This window comes from Streptomyces sp. NPDC090741, from assembly GCF_044769045.1.
Lineage (GTDB): Bacteria > Actinomycetota > Actinomycetes > Streptomycetales > Streptomycetaceae > Streptomyces.
This window is the reverse complement of the sequence record NZ_JBIVXF010000002.1, coordinates 526,411-548,877: the sequence shown is the minus strand read 5'-3', so window position 1 is coordinate 548,877 and position 22,467 is coordinate 526,411. Positions and strand designations below refer to the sequence as shown.

Annotated in this window: 16 protein-coding genes; 11 read left to right on the top strand and 5 right to left on the bottom strand. The window is 71.6% G+C overall.

The window, feature by feature from the left end; all coding sequences use genetic code 11:
* The first annotated feature begins 72 nt into the window (after positions 1–72).
* The 10 genes from ACIQU4_RS07630 (at position 73) to ACIQU4_RS07585 (ending at position 11,540) form a co-directional block, all read left to right on the top strand.
* Positions 73–1,560, top strand: a complete 1,488-nt coding sequence (locus ACIQU4_RS07630) for a Y4yA family PLP-dependent enzyme (RefSeq protein ID WP_403727091.1) — start codon at positions 73–75, stop codon at positions 1,558–1,560.
* Complete coding sequence (locus ACIQU4_RS07625; RefSeq protein WP_403727089.1) at positions 1,557–2,885, top strand: pyridoxal-phosphate dependent enzyme; 1,329 nt, start codon at positions 1,557–1,559, stop codon at positions 2,883–2,885. The genes ACIQU4_RS07630 and ACIQU4_RS07625 overlap by 4 nt, the downstream gene beginning before the upstream one ends.
* Entirely contained in the window at positions 2,857–4,077 is a 1,221-nt protein-coding gene (locus ACIQU4_RS07620) for an aminotransferase class V-fold PLP-dependent enzyme (RefSeq protein WP_403727088.1), read from the top strand. The genes ACIQU4_RS07625 and ACIQU4_RS07620 overlap by 29 nt, the downstream gene beginning before the upstream one ends.
* Positions 4,078–4,132: 55 nt before the next feature.
* A complete protein-coding gene (locus ACIQU4_RS07615; protein WP_403727086.1) occupies positions 4,133–4,900 on the top strand; it encodes a class I SAM-dependent methyltransferase in 768 nt (255 codons plus the stop codon).
* Between the two features lie 146 nt (positions 4,901–5,046).
* Entirely contained in the window at positions 5,047–5,511 is a 465-nt protein-coding gene (locus tag ACIQU4_RS07610; protein ID WP_403727084.1) for a VOC family protein, read from the top strand.
* A 144-nt stretch (positions 5,512–5,655) separates the two neighbouring features.
* Positions 5,656–7,332 carry an FAD-dependent oxidoreductase gene (locus ACIQU4_RS07605; protein ID WP_403727083.1) on the top strand — a complete coding sequence of 559 codons (1,677 nt, stop codon included), beginning with the start codon at positions 5,656–5,658 and terminating at the stop codon, positions 7,330–7,332.
* A 14-nt stretch (positions 7,333–7,346) separates the two neighbouring features.
* Complete coding sequence (locus ACIQU4_RS07600; RefSeq protein ID WP_403727722.1) at positions 7,347–8,789, top strand: ATP-binding protein; 1,443 nt, start codon at positions 7,347–7,349, stop codon at positions 8,787–8,789.
* A complete protein-coding gene (locus ACIQU4_RS07595; RefSeq protein WP_403727081.1) occupies positions 8,786–9,142 on the top strand; it encodes a UBP-type zinc finger domain-containing protein in 357 nt (118 codons plus the stop codon). The genes ACIQU4_RS07600 and ACIQU4_RS07595 overlap by 4 nt, the downstream gene beginning before the upstream one ends.
* A gap of 281 nt (positions 9,143–9,423) precedes the next feature.
* Complete coding sequence (locus ACIQU4_RS07590; RefSeq protein ID WP_403727079.1) at positions 9,424–10,044, top strand: pyridoxal 5'-phosphate synthase; 621 nt, start codon at positions 9,424–9,426, stop codon at positions 10,042–10,044.
* A 128-nt stretch (positions 10,045–10,172) separates the two neighbouring features.
* Positions 10,173–11,540 (top strand): (2,3-dihydroxybenzoyl)adenylate synthase, encoded by a 1,368-nt coding sequence (locus tag ACIQU4_RS07585; protein ID WP_403727077.1) that lies wholly within the window; start codon positions 10,173–10,175, stop codon positions 11,538–11,540.
* 51 nt (positions 11,541–11,591) lie between these two features.
* On the opposite strand, the gene ACIQU4_RS07580 is transcribed toward ACIQU4_RS07585, so the two are convergent.
* The 5 genes from ACIQU4_RS07580 to ACIQU4_RS07560 all read right to left on the bottom strand — a co-directional run bounded on the left by ACIQU4_RS07580 (position 11,592) and on the right by ACIQU4_RS07560 (position 19,868).
* Entirely contained in the window at positions 11,592–13,160 is a 1,569-nt protein-coding gene (locus tag ACIQU4_RS07580; protein ID WP_403727075.1) for an alpha/beta hydrolase, read from the bottom strand.
* Positions 13,161–13,489: 329 nt separating this feature from the next.
* Positions 13,490–14,839, bottom strand: a complete 1,350-nt coding sequence (locus ACIQU4_RS07575; RefSeq protein WP_403727074.1) for a carotenoid oxygenase family protein — start codon at positions 14,837–14,839, stop codon at positions 13,490–13,492.
* 34 nt (positions 14,840–14,873) lie between these two features.
* Positions 14,874–16,394: an MFS transporter gene (locus ACIQU4_RS07570; protein ID WP_403727072.1), complete on the bottom strand. Its 1,521-nt coding sequence runs from the start codon at positions 16,392–16,394 to the stop codon at positions 14,874–14,876.
* A 152-nt stretch (positions 16,395–16,546) separates the two neighbouring features.
* The gene (locus tag ACIQU4_RS07565; protein WP_403727070.1) at positions 16,547–18,541 is read right to left on the bottom strand and encodes an ATP-binding protein; all 1,995 of its coding nucleotides are present in this window, start codon (positions 18,539–18,541) and stop codon (positions 16,547–16,549) included.
* Positions 18,542–18,605: 64 nt separating this feature from the next.
* A complete protein-coding gene (locus ACIQU4_RS07560; RefSeq protein ID WP_403727068.1) occupies positions 18,606–19,868 on the bottom strand; it encodes a cytochrome P450, cyclodipeptide synthase-associated in 1,263 nt (420 codons plus the stop codon).
* A gap of 526 nt (positions 19,869–20,394) precedes the next feature.
* Between ACIQU4_RS07560 and ACIQU4_RS07555 the strand changes: the two genes are divergently transcribed.
* The gene (locus ACIQU4_RS07555; RefSeq protein WP_403727067.1) at positions 20,395–22,404 is read left to right on the top strand and encodes an ATP-binding cassette domain-containing protein; all 2,010 of its coding nucleotides are present in this window, start codon (positions 20,395–20,397) and stop codon (positions 22,402–22,404) included.
* Positions 22,405–22,467: the final 63 nt, after the last annotated feature.

Here is a 22,467-nt window from a genome sequence, read left to right as displayed (position 1 = left end):
CATGCCAGCAGGGCATGAACAGGGCCGCGAGGAATATCGTCGTACGATCGGCGCGCGGGAGGAGCAGCTGGGATGGACACCGGCCCCCTGTACCTGGAACCTCGGTTGGCGCCGCGGCTCGCCGCGCTGCTCGGCTCGGCCCCGTTCCTGCACATGCTCGTGGACGCCCTCGGCTCGCCCCTCAACGTCCTCGTGCCCGAGCAGATCGCGGATAACGCCGAGGGCTTCCGCTCCGTCTACCGCCGCCACCGGCTCGGCGGGCAGGTCTTCTTCGCCCACAAGGCCAACCGTTCCCGGTCCCTCGTCCGGCGGCTCACCACCGCGGACGCCGCCGTGGACGTGGCGTCCGTCGGCGAGCTCCGCCGCGCCCTGGGCGCCGGCTTCACCGCGGACCGCATCATGGCGACCGGCCCCAAGGATCCGGCGTTCCTCTGGCTCGCCGCGCGGTCGGGGGTCACCGTGAACGCCGACGGCCCCGGCGAGCTGGAGGCCTTGGCGGGCCTCGTACGCCGCCACGGCCTGCCCCGCCCGAAGGTCTTGCTCCGCCTCTGCGAGTTCGAGACCTCGGGACCAAGGATGCTCTCCCGCAGGAGCCGGTTCGGCACCTCCGTGAAGGCGCTCGGGCCGCTGCTGGACCTGCTCGAACGCCACCGGGACTCCGTCGATCCGATCGGCGTCGCCTACCACCTGGACACGACGAGCCCGGACGAGAAGGCCATCGCCCTCGAAGGCTGCCTGCGGGCCATGGACGAGCTGCGATTACGGGGATTCCAGCCGCGCGTGGTCGACATCGGCGGGGGCTTCGGGGTCAGCTACCTCGCCCACGCCGCCCAGTGGGACCGCTACACGAGCGAGCTCGCCGCCGCGGTGATGGGCCGGCGCCCGCCCCTCACCTGGGGCGGCCACGGGTACGGACTGCACGCCGAGGGCGGTACGCTGCGCGGCGCCCTGAGCCTGTACCCCGCCCACCGCCCGGTGGCCGGCGCCGGCTACCTCGACGCGCTCCTGTCGCAGCCCGCCCCCACTCTTGGACGGGCACTGGGCACCCTGCTGCTGGAGAGCCTCTACGACCTGTACACGGAGCCGGGCCGGGCCCTGGCCGACCAGTGCGGACTGTCCCTGGCCCGGGTGCTGGAGGTACGGCGCCAGGACGCGGGCCCCGCACTCGTACGCCTCGCCATGAACGCGAGCGACGTCGCCCTGGAGGACCACGGGATCCTCATGGACCCCGTACTGGTGCCCCGCGAGGGCGGCCCCGCCGGCGCCGGCCCGCAGGAGCCGGTCGGTGTCCACCTCATGGGCAACCTCTGTCTGGAGGCCGACCTGATCACCCGCAGAACGGTGTTCCTGCCGCGGCTGCCGCACCCGGGCGATCTGCTGGGCTTCGCCAACACCGCCGGATACTGCATGGACTTCAGCGCCACCCGCGCCCAACAGCAGCCGGTGGCCCGCAAGGTGGCGGTCCGTCAGACGGAGGGCTCTTGGCACTGGTGTCTGGACGAGGAGTACTGGCCCATCGAGGAGTACGGGCCGATCACCGATTCGGGGGGACGGGCATGAGGTACGACAGCATCACCGAGGCCATCGGCAACACCCCGCTGGTCCGCATCGATCCGGCCGTACACGGCCTGCGCCACATCGATCTCTACGCGAAGCTGGAGATGCTCAACCCCTTCGGCTCCGTCAAGGACCGGGCCGCCTGGAACATGGCCCGGTCCGGCCTGCCCGGCGCCCAGGAGCGGGGCGAGACCATCGTCGAGCTGTCCAGCGGCAACACGGCCAAGGCGCTGGCCGTGATCGCGGGCATGCACGGACTGTCGTTCAAGAGCGTCACCAACCGGATGCGCATCCCGGAGGTCAAGGACCTGCTCCTGCTGCTGGGCGCCGAGATCGAGGAGCTGCCGGGCCGCAGCGAATGCCTGGACCCGACGGACACCGAGGACCCGCTGACCCTCTTCCACCAGAGGCTGAACGAGTCCGGCAGCGCCCACCTGCACACCGACCAGTACTTCAACGCGCTCAACACCGAGGCACACGCGACGGGTACGGGCCCGGAGATCGTGGCGGATCTGGACGGCCGGGCCCCGGACTGGTTCCTCGCCTGCGTCGGCACGGCCGGATCCTCCACCGGCGTGGCCCGGTCCCTGCGCGCACACGATCCGGCCGTACGGGTGATCGGGCTGGTGGGCGAGAAGTCGGACTTCATCCCCGGCATCCGCAACATCGACGAGGTCCACGAGGTCGGCCTCTTCGACCCGGCCACGTACGACACGATCGAGTCGGTCAGCGCCGACGACGCGATCGACGGCATGCTCGCCCTGGTCCGGCGCTGCGGCATCCTCGCCGGTCCGACCGGCGGCGCCGCCTACCACGGCACCGTGCGCCATCTGCAGCCCATCGACGCCGAGTTGACGGGAGGCCCGGGGCGAAGGACCGCGGTCTTCATCGTCTGCGACCGGGTGGAGAGCTATCTCGGCTACGTCAAACAGCGCCGCCCGGAGCTGCTGGGCCGTCCGCCCGCGCGGAACTCCGTGTCCGCGCTGACCGATACCGAGGTACGGGCGGCGCAGGTCATCGAGGTGGCCGACGCGCAGAAGTGGATCGCGGCGGAGCGGCCGCTGGTGATCGATCTGCGCAGCTCCTTCGCCTACGCCGCGCTGCACATCGACGGATCGGTGAACATCGTGGACGAGCTCTTCGACGAACTGGTGCGGGGCGGGCTGCCGTTCGGCAGGCGGCAGCCGGTGCTGCTGGCGTGCCCGGTCGGCGAGCAGTCGGCGCGCTACGCCGCACTGCTGACCCGGATGGGGCATCCCGACGTACGCAGCCTCGCGGGCGGGATCATCGCGTGGCGGGATGCGGGCGCGCCGCTGGTGCGTGACTGACGTGGCCGACGCCCTGGAGGAACTGCGCTCCTGGCAGCGCCCGCTGCGCGCCCAGTTCCCGATCATCGTGGCGAACCCGGAGCTGGCGTACCTGGACAGTGCGGCCACCGCCCAGAAGCCGCAGGCCGTACTGGACGCCGCACAGCGCTATCTCACCACCTCCAACGCCAACGCGGGCCGCGGCTCGTACCCCTGGGCCAACGCGACGACGGCCGCGGTGGAGCGGGCCCGGGACCGGGTCAAGCGGTTCCTGGGCGATCCCGCGCCGGACCGCTCGTCCGTGCACTTCACCAGCGGGGCCTCCGAGGGGCTGCGGACGGTCGCCCGGGACTGGCTGGCGGACCGGCTCGCCGACGGGGACGAGGTCGTCGTCCCGTTCGCCGATCACGAGGCGAATCTGGCGCCGTGGCTGGAGGTACGGGAGCTGCTGGCGCGGCAGGGCGTCAAGATCCGGGTACGGGAGCTGCCGTACCAGGACGGCTCCGGCGACTACGATCCGGCGGCGCTCGCCGCCTCGGTGGGCCCGCGCACCCGCTTCGTGGCGGCCACCCACGTGCACCACGTGTACGGCGTCGACATGAACGTGCACCGGATACGCCGGGTGGTCGGGCCGGATGTCCCGATCTGCCTCGACGCCGCGCAGAGCATCGGGCACCTGCCGTTCTCGGTGGCCGAACTCGACGTGGACTTCGTGGTGTTCTCCGGCCACAAGGCCATGGCGCTGCCGGGTACGGGTGCGGTCTGGGCCCGCGGCCGGCACGGACCGCAGTTCCGCCCGGGCGGCTGGGCCGGCACCCCGAACACCGTCGGCATCACGAGCCTGGCCGCCGCCCTCGACTGGCTCGACGCGGCCGGTACGGACCGGATCGAGGCGTGGACGGTGGCCCTGGCGGCCCGGCTGACGGACGGCCTGAGCCGGCTGGGCGCGTACGAGGTGCTCGGCTGCCGCTCCAGCCTGGCGGCCGACTCCGAGGTGCAGCGGCGCCGGAGCATCGTGGCGTTCCAGCATCGCGAGATCCCCTCCCGAGACCTCGGGTTCATCCTCTACAGCCGCGGTTTCATGGTGCGCTCCGACGGCCACTGTCAGGCGGGCGCCACGGAGCCGGACGGCTCGGTGCGGGTCAGCCTGCACGTCCACAACACGGCGGAGGAGATCGAGAAGTTGCTCGGCACCCTCACCAATCTGCAATGATTTTCATGTGGAGTTCAGGGCCGTGAGAACGGCACAAGCACGAGTGGACAGAAACATGAACGTGAGCGGCGCGGGCACAGTCGCGGCGGCCAGCCGGTGGGTGGAACGCTGGGAGCGGCAGCAGCAGCGGTACGCGATCGACCGCGAGGAGCGGTTCACGGTCATCTCCGACGTGGTCGAGCGCGTCACGGCGGGCCACCCCGCTCCCCTGCTCCTCGACCTGGGCTGCGGGCCGGGGTCCCTGGCCGCGCGGCTGGCGGAGCGCATGCCCGCCGCCGAGGTCGTGGGCGTCGACGCCGATCCGCTGCTGCTGGAGCTGGGGCGGGCACACCACGGAACCGCCCTGCGCTTCGCCGAGGCCCGCATCGGGGAGCCGGACTGGCTCGACGCCCTCGCGCTGGACCGCCCGGTGGACGCGGCCGTCTCCACGACGGCCCTGCACTACCTCGGCGAGGACACGCTGCGGCGCACGTACACGGAGCTGGCCGGGCGCATCCGCCCCGGCGGAGTCCTCGTCAACGGTGACCATCTGGACCCGGACTCCCCAAAGGTCCACGAGCTCGCCGTGGACATCGGCCGGCGGCGCGCCGAGCGCCAGCAGGCCCTCACGCACGAGGACTGGGAGTCGTGGTGGTCGGGTGTGCGGGCCGACCCGGAACTGACGCCCCTCCTCGCCACCCGTGACCGCCGCACCCACCCGCACTGCGAGGGCAACGAGCTGACCCTCACCGACCACCTCGCACTGCTGCGCGAGGCGGGCTTCGAGCACGTCGGCACGGTCTGGCAGTTCGGCAACAGCCACGTGGTGGTGGCGGTCCGCTGAACCCGCCGGAGAGCGGCCGTGGGCCCTTCGGGGCAACCGTCGCGGCGCTGTCGCGCGGCGCCGGAGCGTGTCACGCGGGATCGGGATATCAGTGGTCGCAGGCGGCGGTCGACGGCGATCGCCACGGTTCGCAGAGGCGGAGCCCGGTGGCCGTCAACCCCATTCCCGAGGGATACCCGCGGGTCACGCCGTACCTCTGCGCCGACGGAGCCGCGGCGGCGATCGACTTCTACGTATCCGTACTCGGCGCGACGGAGCGGATGAGGATGCCCGCGCCCGGCGGCAGGATCGGCCACGCCGAGCTGCAGCTGGGCAACTCGGTCATCATGCTCGCCGACGAGTACCCGGACATCGACTTCCGCTCCCCGAAGTCGATCGGCGGCACGCCCGTCACCCTCCACGTGTACGTGGACGACGTCGACGCCGTCTTCGCCAAGGCCCTCTCCCTCGGCGCCACGGAGCGCTCGCCGATCAAGAACGAGTTCTACGGTGACCGCACCGGGCAGTTCGAGGACCCCTTCGGCCACCGCTGGAACGTGTCCACGCACGTGGAGGACGTCTCCCCGGAGGAGATGGAAAGGCGTTCCAAGAAGGCCATGCCCTCCGAATAGCGACCGGGAGCGACCAGGCGTGTACCCGGAGCGCACGTTCGCGGCGTTCCGGAGCGCGCCGGGACCATCGAACATACGATGGGCGGGAAACCGGCGCGGGCGGCTCGCCGTGCGGCCCGCCCAGAGCACTCGGGGTGGAGACGTATGGCACAGGCCGCCGATACGGCGCGGACCGTCATCCTGACCGTGGACGACGACCCGGGAGTCTCCCGTGCCATCGCCCGTGACCTGAGGCGTCACTACGGCGCCGACTACCGGATCGTGCGCGCCGAGTCCGGCGAGTCCGCGCTGGAGGCATTGCGCGAGCTGAAGCTGCGGGGCGACCTGGTGGCGGTGATCCTCGCCGACTACCGCATGCCGCAGATGAACGGCATCGAGTTCCTGGAGCAGGCCCTGGCGGTGTACCCGGGCGCGCGGCGCGTGCTGCTGACCGCGTACGCCGACACCGACGCGGCCATCGACGCGATCAACGTCGTCGACCTCGACCACTACCTGCTCAAGCCCTGGGACCCGCCGGAGGAGAAGCTCTACCCGGTCGTGGACGACCTGCTCACGGCGTGGCGCTCCAGCGACTACCGGCCGGTACCCGCCACCAAGGTGGTCGGGCACCGCTGGTCGGCGGGCTCCTCGCGCGTACGGGAGTTCCTGGCCCGCAACCAGGTGCCGTACCGCTGGTACTCGTCCGACGAGCCCGAGGGGCAGCGGCTGCTGGAGGCCGCCGGGGCGGAAGGGCAGCGGCTGCCCCTGGTGGTCACGCCGGACGGCACCGCGCTGATCGAGCCGGAGGCGGCCGAGCTGGCCGCCCACGTGGGGCTCGCGACCACGCCGACCGCCGACTTCTACGACCTCGTCGTCATCGGCGGCGGTCCCGCCGGGCTCGGCTCGGCGGTGTACGGGGCCTCCGAGGGGCTGCGTACCGTCCTCGTCGAGCGGTCGGCGACCGGCGGGCAGGCCGGCCAGAGCTCCCGCATCGAGAACTACCTCGGCTTCCCCGACGGCGTCTCGGGCGCGCAGCTCACGGACCGGGCCCGCCGCCAGGCGAGCCGGTTCGGCGCGGAGATCCTCACGGCGTGCGAGGTCACGGGGCTGGAGGTCAACGGCGCGGCCCGCGTCGTCCACTTCTCCGACGGCTCGGCGGTCGCCGCGCACAGCGTCATCCTGGCGACCGGGGTGTCGTACCGGCAGCTCCACGCGCCGGGCTGCGACTCCCTGACCGGCTGCGGGGTGTACTACGGCTCCTCGCTCACCGAGGCGGCCGCGTGCCAGGGGCAGGACGTGTACATCGTGGGCGGCGCCAACTCCGCCGGGCAGGCGGCGATGTACCTGGCGCGCGGCGCGAAGTCGGTGACGCTGTTGGTACGCGGGGAGTCCCTGAGGGCGTCGATGTCGTACTACCTGATCCAGCAGATCGAGGAGACGGCGAACATCACGGTGCGGACCCGGACCGTCGTCGAGGAGGCGCACGGAAACGGGCACCTGGAACAGCTGACGCTGCGGGACGTGGACAGCGGTGCGACCGAACTCGTCGACTGCCAGTGGATGTTCGTGTTCATCGGCGCGGCCCCGCTGACGGACTGGCTGGACGGTACGGTGCTGCGCGACGAGCACGGATTCATCCTGGCCGGGCCCGACCTCACTCCGGACGGGCGGCCGCCCGCCGAGTGGGAACTGGACCGGCCGCCCTACCACTTGGAGACCAACATTCCCGGCGTGTTCGTGGCGGGCGACGCGCGCGCCCAGTCCGCGAAGCGCGTCGCGTCCGCCGTCGGAGAGGGAGCCATGGCCGTGATGCTCGTCCACCGGTACCTGGAGCAGTCATGAGCGATGGCCGGTTCATGCCCTGCAGTCCGCAGGAGATCTCCTCGCTGTTCCTGTTCGAGAAGCTCTCCCCGGAGCAGCTCGGGCGGCTGTGCGCCGAGGGGCGGGTGGAGCGGTTCGACGTCGGCCCCGTCTACACCGAGGGCGCCCCGGCCACCTGCTTCTACGTGATGATCGAGGGCACCGTCGTACTGTCCCGCCGGGTCGGCGGCGACGACGTCGAGGTGAGCCGGACCTCGCAGCGCGGCGTGTACGCGGGAGCCATGCAGGCCTACCTGGGCGACCAGGTGCCGCAGACGTACACCAACTCGATGCGGGTGACGGAGCCGACGCGGTTCTTCGTACTGCCCGCCGAGTCGTTCGCGGACATCATGCGGGACTGGTTCCCGATGGCCGCGCACCTCCTGGAGGGACTGTTCTTCGGGTCGAGGAACACGCAGCGGGCCATCGGCCAGCGCGAACGGCTGCTGGCGCTGGGATCGCTGTCCGCCGGTCTCACCCACGAGCTCAACAACCCGGCCGCGGCGGCCGTACGGGCCACCGCGACGCTGCGGGAACGGGTGGGCAAGATGCGGCACAAGCTGGCCGTCATCGCCCAGGGCCCCTACTCGCGCGAGGCGCTCGCCGAACTCATCGAGATCCAGGAACGCACCGCCGAACGCGTGGCCAAGGCACCGGTGTTGAGTCCTCTGGAGGCCTCCGACCGGGAGGACGAACTCACCGACTGGCTCGATGACCACGGCATCCAGGAGGGCTGGCGGATCGCGCCGACCTTCGTCCAGGCCGGGCTCGACACGGACTGGCTGGAGCAGGTCGCGGCGACCGTGGCCGAGGACATCCTGCCGGGAGCCATCGGCTGGCTCAACTACACGGTCGAGACCGAGCTGTTGATGGACGAGATCAACGATTCCACCACCCGCATCTCCCACCTCGTGGACGCGGCGAAGCAGTATTCGCAGCTCGACCGCGCCCCGCACCGGGTCGTCGACATCCACGAACTCCTCGACAGCACCCTGCTGATGCTGTCCGGCAAGATCGGCCGAGGGGTGCGGGTGGTCAAGGACTACGACCGCTCCCTGCCGGACGTGCCCGCCTACCCGGCGGAGCTCAACCAGGTGTGGACGAACATCATCGACAACGCCGTCTTCGCCATCGGGAGCACCGGCGGCGAGGGCACGCTGACGGTCCGCACGGCACGCGAGGGCGACCGGCTGCTGGTGGAGTTCCGCGACACCGGGCCCGGTATCCCTGCGGACATCCGCAGCCGCATCTTCGACCCTTTCTTCACCACCAAGCCGGTCGGCGAGGGCACCGGTCTCGGCCTCGACATCTCCTGGCGGATCGCGGTCAACAAGCACCACGGCAGCCTCCAGGTCGAGTCCGCACCGGGTGACACCCGGTTCCAGGTGCTGCTGCCGCTGACCGCCCCCGAATCCGAGACCGCCCAGGAGCCGGCATGACCGAAGACATCAACGGAATCGACCCGACCGTCCCGCCCGCCGGAACCGGCTGCGCCGACTGCAACGCGGTGGGCGGCTGGTGGTTCCACCTGCGCCGCTGCGCCCAGTGCGGCCACATCGGCTGCTGCGACTCCTCCCCGGCCCAGCACGCCACGGCCCACTGGAAGTCCGCCGGCCATCCGCTCGTGCAGAGCTTCGAGCCGGGCGAGGAGTGGTTCTGGAACTACGACACCGACGCCCTGTACGAGTCCGGGCCCGCGCTGACCCCGCCGTCCGCCCACCCGGCGGACCAACCGGCCCCCGGCCCGGCCGACCGGGTCCCCGAAGACTGGACGCGGCTGCTGCACGGCTGATGGCGCCGCCCCTGCATGCCGATCAGCGGTGTTCGGCACGCAGGGGCTTTGTGCGTCCCGGCCACCGCCCGGACCCGTTGTTGTCGCTACCTCCAATATCTCCCCTGCTCACTCGCCGCGAGATTCAGGCCATCGGCCAAGCATTTGCCAGGTGATTGTCGAACATCGGCCGCAGATGCAGGATGGACTGTAGAGGTTCGACGCGGAGGAGGCGGGTCCCTGTGGGCGATGGCGATGGCGATCACGGCAGAACCGTCAGCGGGTGGTTGCGGGGCCTAGAGGTGTTCGCGGGACCGCTTCCGGAGTTCGAGCCGGAGCGGGCTCCGGCCGAGCCCGTTCAGCTGTTCCTGTCCTGGCTGTCCGACGCCGTGGCGGACGGTTTGCGCGATCCGCACGCGATGACCTTGTCCACCGTCGACGAGGCCGGCGATCCGGACGCCCGGGTCCTGATCCTCAAGGGGGTGGACGGCTCGGGATGGCAGTTCGCCGGGCACTGCTTCAGCCCCAAGGGGCACCAGTTGGCCGTCCACCCGAGGGCGGCGCTCACCTTCTACTGGCCCGAGCACGGCCGGCAGGTGCGTCTGCGCGGGACCGTCGCCCCGGGATCCGCGGAGGACAACGCCTCCGACTTCCTCGCCCGGTCGGCCACCGCCCGCGCCGAATCGCTCCTGTCCCGCCAGAGCCAGTACCTGGCGGACCCCGCGGAGCGCGACCACGCCCTGGCGAAGTCCTTGGCCCTGATCGAGCAGGCGCCGTCGCTCGTCGACTCCGCCTGGACGCTCTACACCCTGGCTCCGGCGGAGGTGGAGTTCTGGCAGGCGGCGAAGAACCGCGTCCACACCCGCCTGCGCTACGAACGGACCGCGGACGAGGGCTGGGAACGGTTCCGGCTCTGGTCGTAGCCCCCTGGTCCGCAGTCCCTGATTGGACTTTCCGCTGATCGCGTGCGGCCTTCGTGGTGGGGAAGGCGCATTGCACATGCGGGTGGTGAGGGATTGGCTTGTCCCAGGAACGGGACAGAAGGAAACGAATGGCATCCATGCTCGCCGGCTGCACGCCCTGGCCCGAGGAGTTCGCCGACCGCTACTGGGCGGCCGGGCACTGGCGTGGCAACACCCTGGACAACCTGCTGCGCGGCTGGGCCCAGCAGTACGGACCGCGGACCGCGCTCGTCCACGGCGGCGGCACCCGCATCACGTACGCGGGCCTGAACCGGCGCGTGGACCGCATGGCCGCCGGATTTCGACTGCGGGGCCTGCGGCCCGGGCAGCGGGCCGTCGTCCAGCTGCCGAACGTGCCCGAGTTCGTCACCACCGTGTTCGCGCTGATGCGGATCGGCGCGGTCCCGGTGCTCTGTCCCGTTTCGCACCGCGCGTCCGAGGTGGCTCATGTCGTGCGGATCACGGAGGCCGTCGGCTACGTCGGTCCCTCGACGTACCGGGGCTTCGACCACACCGCGATGGCCGCGGACATCGCGGCCCAAGGGCCGTTCCTGCGACGGGTGTTCACCTTCGAGGCCCCGGGCGAGTCGTCCCCGTACGGCGGCTTCTCGACCGACCCGGCGGGCTGCCACTACTTCCCGCTGGGCTCCCTCGACTCCCCGCCCGGGCCGACGCCCGCGCAGAGCGCCGACCAGGTGGCGTTCTTCCTGCTCTCCGGCGCTGCCACCGAGGTGCCCAGGCTCGTTCCGCGCACGCACAACGACTACGCCTACCAGGCGCGGGCAGCCGCCGAGCTGGTGTCCCTCACCGAGAAGGACGTGTATCTCGCCGCGCTGCCCGCCGAGTCCTACCTCGCGTTCGGCTGCCCCGGCATCGTCGGCACGCTGTCCGTCGGCGGTACCGTCGTCCTGGCCGAGAACCCGGACCCCTCCGAATGCCTTGCGGCCATCGCACGGGAGCGGGTCACCATCACGTCCGTGACGCCCGCCGCCGCCCAGGACTGGCTCGACGTACTTCCCACGGCCAAGGCCGACTTGAGCAGTCTGCGACTCGTGCAGATCGGCGGCGCCGCGCCCTTGCCGCATACGACCGCCGAGCGGATGGGCCCCGAATTGGGCTGTCGCCTCCAGCAGGTCTTCGGCATGGCCGAGGGGCTGCTCACGCTCACCCGGCCCACCGATCCGGACGGGACCGTGCCCACCGCGCAGGGCCGCCCGCTCTCGCCCGACGATGAGATCCGCATCGTCGACGCCGACGGCAAGGACGTGCCCGACGGGGAGTCCGGCGAACTCCTCGCCCGCGGCCCGTACACCCTGCGGGGCTACTACCGGGCTCCCGACCACAACGCACGCTCTTTCACCGCCGACGGCTACTTCCGCACCGGCGCACTCGCACGGCGCACCCCGGACGGCGACCTGGTCCTGACCGGCCGCCTCCAGGGCGGGTCGCGGCCGTAGGCGACCTTCGTCCGGCCGGAGCCAGGCCGTCAGCACCGCGCTTCGGCATCCCTAGGGGAACGGCGGCGGGTCCTGGCAGGTCACGTCTGCGGCGGGCAGCCGGCCCGTGGCGAGGTACTTGTTGACCGTGACGTCGGCGCAGGAAGCCGGGTCGGAGAGGTACACACCGTGCTTCTCGCCGCCCAGCGCCAGCACCATGCGCGAGCCCTTGAGCGCCTGGTGCAGGCCCTGGCCGCTGGCCAGCGGGGTTATCGGGTCCCATTCGTTCTGTACGGTCAGTACGTCGGCCCGGGTCTTCATGGGCGTCGGGGGCTCGACGGGCCGCTGCCAGAAGGCGCACGGCTTGATGTTCGACGCGAAGTCCCCGTACAGCGGGTACTTCGCCTTGTCCCGCACCGCGTCCCGCGCGTACTGATCGGGGTCGCGCGGCCAGGCGTCCGTGTCCCCGCACACGACGGACCAGTAGGCGGGCGTGGCCCCGTCAACGGATTCGGAGGCGGCTGCCGGCCCCGCCGCCGCGGTGTTCGGCGCGGAGGCGTTCGGCCCGGAGGTCCGGGAGCCCGCGAGCAGTTGCTTCAGATCCGGCGCGTCGCCGTCCGTCGGCCGGGGCCCGTTCTCGGCCAAGGACTTGAGGAACTTGACGACGGCCGAGGCACCGTACGGGGAGGCGAACAGCGACGGGTCGGCCCTGAGATCGTCACCCGTGACCTTCTGCCCGTTGTGGACGATCGGATCCCGGTCGGCCCGGGCCACCAGGCCCCAGAAGGTGGCGGACACCTCTTCGGGCGTGGTGCCGAGCCCGTACCGGTCCGAGCGCTCGGCAGCCCACCGCGTCCACCGTGCGAAGGCGGGCTCCGCCTCGGTGGCCCATACCTGGATCATGCCGCGCCAGACGCGCTGCGGGTCCACCGCGCTGTCCAGCACGAAGCGGTCGGTGCGCTGCGGGAACATCTGGGAGTACACCGCGCCGAGGTAGGTCCCGTACGAGTAGCCCAGGTAAGAGATCTTCCGCTCGCCGAGCGCCGCACGGATCACGTCCAGGTCGCGGGCCGTGTTGCGGGTGGTGATGTGCGGGATGACGTCGCCCGACTTCTCCCGGCACTTGTCGGCGATGCCCCGCGCCCAGGCCACGTCCGAGGGGAAGGTCTCGGGCCGGTACGCGCCCCCGATGCCCTGCTCCGCTTGGCTCAGCCCGCCACAGGTGATCGGGCTGCTCTTGCCGACCCCGCGCGGGTCGAAGCCGATGAGGTCGTACTGGTCCCGTACGTCCTTGGGCATCTCCGCGTTCAGGACCATCGGCCGGAACAGCCCGGGAGTGCCGGGACCGCCCGGGTTGAAGAGCAGGACCCCGTGCCGCTTTCCGGGGTTTTCGCTCTTCATCCGGGATATCGCGAGGTCGAGCGTGCGCCCCTCGGGGTGCTGGTAGTCGAGCGGCACCTTGAGGGTCGCGCACTCGTACGTCACCGGCTGGTCGGGGCTGCAGCGGTGCCAGGCCGGCTTCTGGCGCATGTAGCCGGGGGTCTGGGCGGCGGCCGCCTGGGGAGCCGTCAGCAGGGGCAGGGAGGTGGCGACGAGCCCGACGGTGGCGAGCAGCGGTGCGAGGCGTTTCATGGGAGGCATGCCGTCCTTCTTCCGGTGAAATCGCTGGTGTGCCCACTGTGTTGCATCGGAGGGCGTCGCCGAATCCCCTGGAAGAGCCGTCCCTGGTCCCTCTCCCGTACCACGCGAAATCCGGGCAGTTGGCCGAAATTCGGCTCCGGAATCCCTCCGCAAGGCCGCGAACACCGCCCGAGCCGCGGGTAGTCCGCTCCGCCTCAAGTACGACTGCTTGTCATGTCCGCCTTCTCCGGTCGTCTACGGGCCTCGGCCGGTGCGGAATCGGGGCCGTGCCGGAGCCGCGAGGTGCCGCGGCTCCGGCAGGTTCCTGCTCCTGGTCGGCCCGTGGCGCCTTACAGGGCGCCGTCGGGGATCCAGGAGCCGTGGAGTCCGGCGCTCACCCTGTGGGGAAGGTGGACGGTGGCGACCCGCTCGAGGCCGGAGGCGTCAAGCACCAGGAGCTGCGAGGCGTCCTGCTTGAGGTCGGAGACCACGGTCAGCAGATAGCCGTCGTCCTCGCACGTGGCATCGGCGGCGGGGACGAACACGGCCTCGCTGGGCATCCGGGCATCGCCCACCTGGTGGATGCGGCGTGCACCGCTGGCGCGGTCGTACTTGACGACGCCGTAGCCGCCGAGCCCCTCCTCGTTCGGGAAGGAGATGGCGTACTGGTAGCGGTTCTCGGCGCCCAGGTAGTCCTCGTTGAGGGTCGGGAACTCCACCGGCAGGTCGTCGATGATCTGCTCGTCGACGGTGCCGGCGGACATGTCGAGCACCCAACGGCGGGTGTACGAGCGGCTGACGGGCTCGCTGCCGCGCCCGGGCGCGCCGACCCACCAGTTCCAGGAGAGCCGGAAGCCCTCGCGGTCCACGGTGGGGCCTTCCAGGACGATGCGGCCCTGGCCGTCCTCGTAGGCGTTGGAGACGTGGAGCATGTTGCCCGGTTCGATGGAGAACCAGCGGATGTGCCGGGCGCCGTCTTCGCCGCGGGGCATGACGCCGATGCGGGCGGGCTGCTGGTCGCTCCAGCTGTACGGGATGCCGGAGGCTTCCGTGTGGTCGAAGGTGACGTTGCCCTCGACGAAGACCACGTGACGGCGGGTGAGGGCGAAGTCGTGCTTGAGTGCGGCGGTCGCCGCCGGCACCTCGGCGCTGTGGGTGATCGATCCCTTGGCGTCGGACACGTAGTGGGTCAGGAACGGGGGGAACGGCGAGGACCCGAAGAAGTGGAGCTCCCCGGTCACCGGGTCCTCCTTGGGGTGCGCGGTCATCGCGCTGCGCAGTTTTCCGTCGAAGTCGTAGGCACCGACCGTTTCCAGCTCGGGGGTGAGCTCGAACGGGAGGTTCGCCTCGCACAGCGCCAGCAGGCGTCCGGCGTGTTCGATGACGTGCGTGCCCGCGGCGCTCGCGGTCAGGTCCGGGCCGTGCTCGGTCATGTAGGGGGCGCCGTCGAGGGCGGGGGTGCGCACCCAGCGGTTGCGGTACCACTCGGCGCGGCCGCCGCTGAGGCGGATGCCGTGGACCATTCCGCTGCCCTTGAACCAGTGGGTCGGGGTGATGCCGGGCTTGGGGTTGTGGCCGTTGCGGAGCAGGCGGCCGGTCAGCTCGGGGGGCAGGGTGCCCTCGACGGTGAGACCGGTGGCGGTGATCTCGTCGGCGACGGGGGTGAAGTGGCCGGTCAGGTACGGCTTCGCAGTGGTCATGGCTGGACTCTTTTCTCGTGGATGTGACGTGTGCTCAGACAGCTTGTTCGGCGACGGACTTGAGGTGGGACGGCGTGGTCGGGGTGGTCGGCGTACGTGAACTCGTAGGGCGGGTGAGGAACAGCGCGAGGAGGGCCGTGGCGGCCAGGACCGCGGCCGAGACCGTGAAGGCGGTGCGGTAGCCGGCCGTGAGGGCCTCCAGTGGGGGCGTACCGGCGGACGCGCCGGCGGTGACGGAGCCGGCCAGCGTGGCCAGGGCGGCGAGGCCGATCGCTCCGCCGACCTGCCGGGTGGTGTTCACCAGTCCCCCGGCGAGGCCCGCGTCCTCCCGCGGGACGCCGTCCACGGCGAGTGCGGTGAGCTGGACGAAGGCGATGCTGAGGCCCAGGCCGACCAGGACGCTCGGGCCGAGCAGGTCCGTCAGGTAGCTTCCGTCGGCGCTGATCCGCGACAGCCACAGCAGTCCGGCGGCCTCGGTCAGCAGGGCCGCGGTCACGGTCGCGGTGGCTCCGAAGCGCCGGGAGACACGTGGAGCGAGGGCGGAGCCGAGCATATGGGCGACGGCGAGCGGGAGTTGTCCCGCCCCCGTGGCCAAGGGCCCCGACCCGAGGACCTGCTGCTGGTAGAGCGGCAGGAAGAAGAACAGGGCGAGCCATACCGATCCCAGCAGGGCCATCAGCAGATTGCCCGCGGCGACCCGGCCGGTGGCGAACAGACGCGCCGGAATCAGCGCGTCGGGCCGGCGGAGCTCGATCACGGCGAAGGCCGCGAACAGCGCGGCGGCTGCGCCGAGTGCGCCCAGCACCCGGGCATCTGTCCAGCCGGCCCCGCGTGCGGTGGTCAGGCCCCAGACCAGGCCGGTCAGTGCGAGGGTGACGGTGGCGGTGCCCAGCAGGTCGAACCGCCCGCTCTGCCGTCCGGTGTCCCGCCCGGCCTGCCGTCCGGTGTCCCGTCCTGCGTCCCGTGGTACGAGTACGGCCACCGCGGCCACGACCAGCGCCGCTCCGAGCGCGACCGAGTGGAAGATCCAGGGCCAGCCCCAGGCCTGGGTGAGCGCGCCGCCCAGCAGGACGCCACCCGCCGCTCCCGCGCCGGAGACCGCTCCCCACACGCCCAGGGCCCTGCCGCGCTCGGGGCCGGACGATGCCCGGTCCATCGCCAGGGCGAGGGCGGCCGGGGCGATCGCGGCGGCCCCGAGACCCTGCACCGCACGGGCCGCGATCAGCACGCCGGCGGAGGTGGCCAGCCCCGCTGCCAGCGAAGCGAGCGCGAACAGGGCGAGCCCTGCCATCAGCACCCGGCGGCGGCCGAGGAGGTCGGCAACCCGCCCTCCCGCCAGGAGCAGCGCCCCGAACGCCAGGCCGTAGGTGTTGACCACCCAGGTGGTCCCGCTCTCCGTGAGCCCGGTGCCGGCCCGGATCTGCGGGAGCGCCACGTTGACGATCGAGGTGGCGAGCATGACGGTGAACTGGGCGGCGGCGAGCGCCGCGAGGACCGCTCCCGGCCCGGGAGTCCGGCGTACTGCCCGGTCCGTCTGCGTGTGTGCAACGTTCATGGCGCACAGACTCGGCGCGGACGGTGTCCACTATCCAGGCCCGGCAGGCAGGGGCGGTGTCCACTGGTGTCCGCACCTGTCCACCGGGGTCGGCCGGTTCCGCCAGTTCGGCCAGTTCGGCCGGTCCCGCCGGGGGCCCGCGACTGCCGTTGTCACCTGGGGTCGTGCAGCTCCTGCTGCCACAAGGCTTCCGAGAGCAGGTCCAGGCCCTGGCGCAGGTGGCGGCGGTAGGTGCCGTACGGAAGGCCGAGGCGGCGGGCGGCGGCCTCCTGGGTGGGCGCACCGGAGAAGTAGCCCGCCGCCAGGGCCTCGCGGGCGCGTACTCCGCGCGGGTCACGGGCGAGGTCGTCGACGGCCTGGCGCAGCAGGGCACGCAACTCCCCCACCGGATCGGCGAAGTCGGCCGCGAGACGGGCGCGCATCAGGGCGCAGGCCGCGAAGGCGTCCGTATCTCGCCAGTGGGCCAACGCTTCGCGCACGGCCTGGTCGAACGCCGTACGCGAGACGGGCGACAGTCCGGACCGGACCGGCTCGTCGGTGGTGGTGGATATGAATCGCAAGAGCCAAGACTCCACGGGTACTTGACGCCAGTCGACGCCGAACAGCCCGTACGTGTGCTCACCGACGCGCGGCCGTGCCCCGGTGTCGCTGAGGGTGCCCCTGACGCGCTCCGCCCAGGTCTCGGCGTCCCGGTAGACGGCGAATCCGTACGCGCGCCCGCGGGCCCGGGCCGCCTCCGCCTGGGCCCGGGAGCTGCTCAAGTCGATGACGCGCGAGGGGACTTGGTACCGCTCGGGGTAGATCGAGAAGCGGCTGACGCCGATGTGTTCGCCGGGGCTGACCGGCTCGGTGGAATCGGTGTACCGCCACGCGGCGGCGACGACGGGATCGGTGGCCAGGTCCTGGGGGTCGGGCGGGGACGGCAGGGCCAGCCGGGCCGTGAACGCCACGATCCGTCCCGTGCTCACGAGCCGGTAGACGCTGAAGGCCTGCGGCTGGCGCCGCGTCCAGTACCGGACCAGCTCCGCGGAGGCGGCTCCCTCGGTCTCCTCGGTCATGCGCAGTACGGCATCGATGTCATCGGGGTGCAGGGGACGGTCGTGCACCTCGTCCTCACGGGACCAGGACCGCAGTCGGGCCAGGGTGGCGCCCTCCCGGAAGAGGAAGAAGAGCTCGTCGGTGACGGTCCACACGCGCTCCTCGGGCGCCTCGCGCAGTATGCGCAGGTACTCGTCCGCGAGGCGCCGGCGCATCGCCTCGAACGCGTTGGGCGCCCGCCAGCGCAGGTCGGCGGCGAGCGTCTCGCGTGCGGCGTCGTGCGGGTGGAGCCCCCGGTGGGTGGACTCCATGAAGGGCAGGTCCCGCAGCCAGGAGAAGAGCAGATGGGCATCCTCTTCCGGCAGCACCGCGGCGAGCAGCTCCTCGGACGTCGAATGGGCCTGCGCCGCCACCTCAAGGGCGCGGCGGTGGGCCGCCGTGGGCACCTCACCGATCAGCCCCGCCAGCAGGGTGCGCAGTACGTCCGCCGTGGGGGCCCAGATCTCCTCCCGGCCGCAGCCTTCCGATCCCGCCGCGGCCGCGAGCGACAGGGCCAACGGGTTGCCTCCGGCGAAGCGCAGTACCCGGTCCCGCAGTTCGGGCCGGATCTGCGCCGCCACCAGCAGGCTGCGGGCCTGTTCCTCGGAGAACGGCTCCAGTTCGGTCACGTGAAGGAGCCGGGACCAGGCGGGGTCGGCAGTCCACTGCGGCTGCGGAGCGCGCCGGCCGGCCAGGACTACCAGGGTGTCGTCCGCGGCCCGGGGCAGGAGGTGGTGCCACAGCCAGCCCTCCAGCCACTGGCAGTGCTCGAAGGAGTCCACGAACAGGACCGTTCCCGGCACATCCAGGAACGGACCGGCAGCGCGCTCGAAATCGGCCGGGTCCCGGCTGACGAACCGGCCGTCGAGTTCGACGAGCAGCCGCCCGGCCGCACGGGCGTGGTCCGCCAGGTGCCGCAGCAGCGTCGATTTCCCGATGCCGCCCGGACCGCACACGTAGAACGCGAACGGCGCCTGCGGATCACCGGCCAAAGCCTCTCCGAAGCGCCCGAGTTCCTCGTCCCGGCCGACGAAGGCCCGTACGCGAGCTCTGCTCAGCCTTTCCCCCACGGACACCATGGCGGCTCCCAACTTCCTTGTGCACCACCCGGCTTCGACCGGCCGAACGGAGATCCTAATAGAGGTGCCTGTGGGCGGGCCCGAGGTCCCCTTCGCCGAGGTGGACGGGGGTGAAGTCCAGCGACAGCGAGAGGGGACCCCGGGTGTACAGGCCGGTCTCCCGGTAGCGGAAGCCGGGGCTGAAACGGACCTCGTCGAGCAGGGGCAGGAGCATGGCGGCGACGGTCTCGATCTCGGCGCGCGCGAAGGCCGCGCCGACGCACTGGTGGAGTCCGGTACCGAAGGCCAGGTGCTGGGCGGCCGCGGTGAAGGAGCGGGCGGTGCCCAGGTCCGGGCGGTGGATGTCGAAGGCGTCCGGGTCGGTGAAGGCGTCGGGGTCGCGGTTGGCCGCGCCGATCATGCAGAAGACGGTGGCCCCGGCCGGGACGGTGACGCCGGCGAACACGGCGTCCTCCTCGGCCTGACGGGGGATGAGCTGGACCGGCGGGGTATGGCGCAGGGTCTCGGCGATCGCGGCGGCCAGCAGGCCCGGGTCCCGGCGGACCTGCGCCAGCTGCTCCGGGTGGTCGATGAGGTGCTTGAAGAGCAGGGCGAGGGTCTTGTCCGCGGGCTCGGTGGCGGCCGCCAGAACGTTGATGATCAGTGCGGTGACGTCGCGATCGCTCATGGCGATGCCGTCGAACTCGGCAGTGCACAGCTTCGATATCAGGTCGTCGCCGGGGTGTCGGCGCCGCTGTTCGATGACGGGCAGGAGGTACGCCTCCAACTGCTCGGCGCAGTCCAGGCAGTGACGGCGGCGCTCGGGGGTGAGGGCCAGGCTGGTGATGAACTCGGCGACTCCGCCGTGCCAGGCGGCCACCTGCTGCCAGTCCCGTCTCTCCAGACCGAGGACGTCCAGCGTCACGTGGACGGCGAGGGGTTTGCCGAAATCGCTGACCAGGTCCATCCGGCCCCGGGCGAGGAAAGGAGCCATGAGCTCGGCGGCGTTGGCGCGGATGGCACGTATCTGGTCCTGGAGTGCCTGCCCGGTGAAGCCCCGTACGACGATCTTCCGCTTGGCGGTGTGCTCGGCCCCGGTCATCTGCGCGAGGACCGGCCCGCGCATCACCGGCTCCGCGCGCACCTGAAGCGTCTCGGTGGTGAACGCGTCATGGTCGGTCAGCACCCGCTTCACGTCCTCGTGGCGCGAGAGGAAGTAGCTGTCGATCGCCGGCTCGTAGTGCACCGGAGTCCGCTCCCTCAGCTGCGCGAAGTACCGGTAGGGGTCAGCGCCGAAGTCCTCGGACAGGACGCTGAAACGAGTGTTGGCGACGAGCACGGTGAAGGCCTCTCACATACGCAGTACACGGAACGAGCCAGAGCCGGAACCTAGCGGACATCGGGCCTGGTGGTGCGGAACGGACCGGCGCCCGCGACCGGGTGGCCCGTACGCCGCACCTGCTCAACGTCGCCGGGAGCCGCGCCACACGCCGCCTCGCCACGGCAGACAATCCCCCGCACGGGTGAGCATCCCTGTTCGAGCGAGTTTCAGGACGACCGTCCCGGACCCGCCAAGGCCACTGGCACGATCCAGAACATGCGTTCCCCAATTGCCCCCGAATCGGCCGTGACGACCTCGATCCAGCGCCGTTCTTGGAGCACCAGTACCAACCGTGCGCCCATCAGGAGGACGTCGTGAATCCTGCGCCCACCACCTGCTTAGCCCCTGCACCATTCGAACATCAGCCGCTCTCCCCCTGCCCCGGCCCCTGCGAGCGGCGCCATGTTGACGGCTCGGCCGGCCGCCGTGGGTCACGACCGGATACGAGGTGCGGAGCATGAGTGGCGTGAGTGGCATGAGTGGCATGAGCGAGAGGACTTCTTCCGGATCCGGCACCGCAGGGGTGTCGGAGTCGGAGCGGCTCCTCTTCGGCGGCGAGCTCGCCTACGACATCGGCTGGGACCGGCACGAGGGCGCCTGGCTCGGGCTCGGCCTGTGGGCGATGGCGAAGGGCCTGCCCCGGCTCGTCGGCACGGGCATGCGGCTCGCGCACCTCGCCGACGCCCACGCCCTGCGGGTCGTCCTCGGCGCCGAGATCAGCCGCGGCATCACCCAGGCCATCGGCCTGGTCGCGGTCAACAGCGTCCTCGGGCACCTCCTCACCGAGGGCACCACCAACGAGCGGCTGGCCCGGGCGGTGCCCGCGCTCCTCGTCGTGGCCGTGACGGCGCTGCTGGGTTCGCTCCTGCGGTCCGCGTCCACGGCGGCCACCGGCACGCTGGAGCCGAAGGTGCAGCGGGTGGCGACCGAGCGCTACCTGGGGCTGGTGCACAGGGTGGAGCTCGCGGCCGTGGAGGACGACGAGTTCCACCGGCTGCTGGACGCGGCCCGCTACGGGGCCGACTCCGCCCGCCGCATGATCCGCTACTGCACCAACACTCTGAACTCCGCGATCTCCTTGATCGCCGCGGCGGGCGTCCTCACCATCCTGCACCCGGTCCTGCTGCCGCTGCTGGTGCTGATGACCCTGCCGAGCGCTTGGAGTTCGCTGACGATCTCCAAGCAGCGCTACATCAGCTTCCACACCTTCGTCCAGCATGCGCGTGCCGGGCACCTGTTGGGGCAGCTCCTGACCCAGCAGGAGGCCGCGGCCGAGGTGCGCGTACACGACGTCGGCCCGTTCCTCCTGGGGCACTTCCGGAACATGGCGGAGACCAGCGAGAGGGAGCAGACCCGGCTGGCCCGGCGGGCCGCACGGATCGGCCTGGTCGCCGACGCCGCCGGCGGCGTGGCCACCCTCATCACGTACGGGGCTCTCGGTCTGCTGCTGTGGGGCGGGGCGATGGAGCTCGCGGTCGCGGGCACGGCCGTACTGGCCATCCGGACGGGAGCCTCCAGCCTGGACTCCCTGGTGCTGCAGATCACCGACCTGCACCAGGAGAGCCTCTTCGTCGCCGACTACGAGCGACTGTGCCGTGAGGCCGAGGCCCGTGCGATCCCCTCGGGCGGGGAGCCGCTGCCGGAGCGGCTGCGGGAGGTCCGGTTCGAGAAGGTGACCTTCACCTACCCCGGAAGCGGCGGCGAGGAGCCGGGGCCGACGCTGCGGGAGGTCAGTGTGTCCTTCCCGACGGGGAAGATCATCGCGCTGGTGGGTGAGAACGGCTCGGGCAAGTCCACCGTGGTCAAACTGCTCGCGGGTCTGTACCTGCCGGACGAGGACGGCGGGACCATCCGGTGGGACGACGTCGACGCGCGGACGGCGGACCGCGGGCAGGTGTTCTCCCGGGTCGCGCTGATGTCGCAGAACTTCTTCCACTGGCCCTTCACGTTCCGCGTCAACGTCGGGATCGGCGAGTCCGGCCTGCCGATCGACGACCGCGCGGTGGAGGAGGCCGCCGCGTACGCCGGGGCCGATGAGGTTCTGGCCGGCCTGCCGCGCGGGCTGGGCACCCTGCTGGCGCGCGGGTACCGGGGCGGGCACCAGATCTCCGGCGGCCAGTGGCAGCGTGTCGGGATCGCCCGGGCGAAGTACCGGCAGGCCGAGATCCTGATCGTGGACGAGCCGACCAGCGCACTGGACGCGGTCGCCGAGCAGCGGGTCTTCGACCAGATCCGGGCCCTGGCGGCGAACACCGGGCAGACGATCGTGCTGATCACCCACCGCCTGCACTCCGTACGCCACGCCGATCTGATCCACGTCCTGAAGGACGGGCAGGTCGCGGAGTCGGGGACCTTCGCGGAGCTGATGGACGAGAAGACCGGCACCGGGGACTTCCGCGACGCCTACCTCGTCCAGGCCGCCGCCTTCGCCGACGGCCTCCCCACACAGCCCGCCGGCGACCACGACGCTCTTCCCGCCGAGGACCGCGCATGACCGATACCGACGTGCCACTGCTGCGCAAGGCACACGTGCCCACCACCGCGGCACGCACCGGCG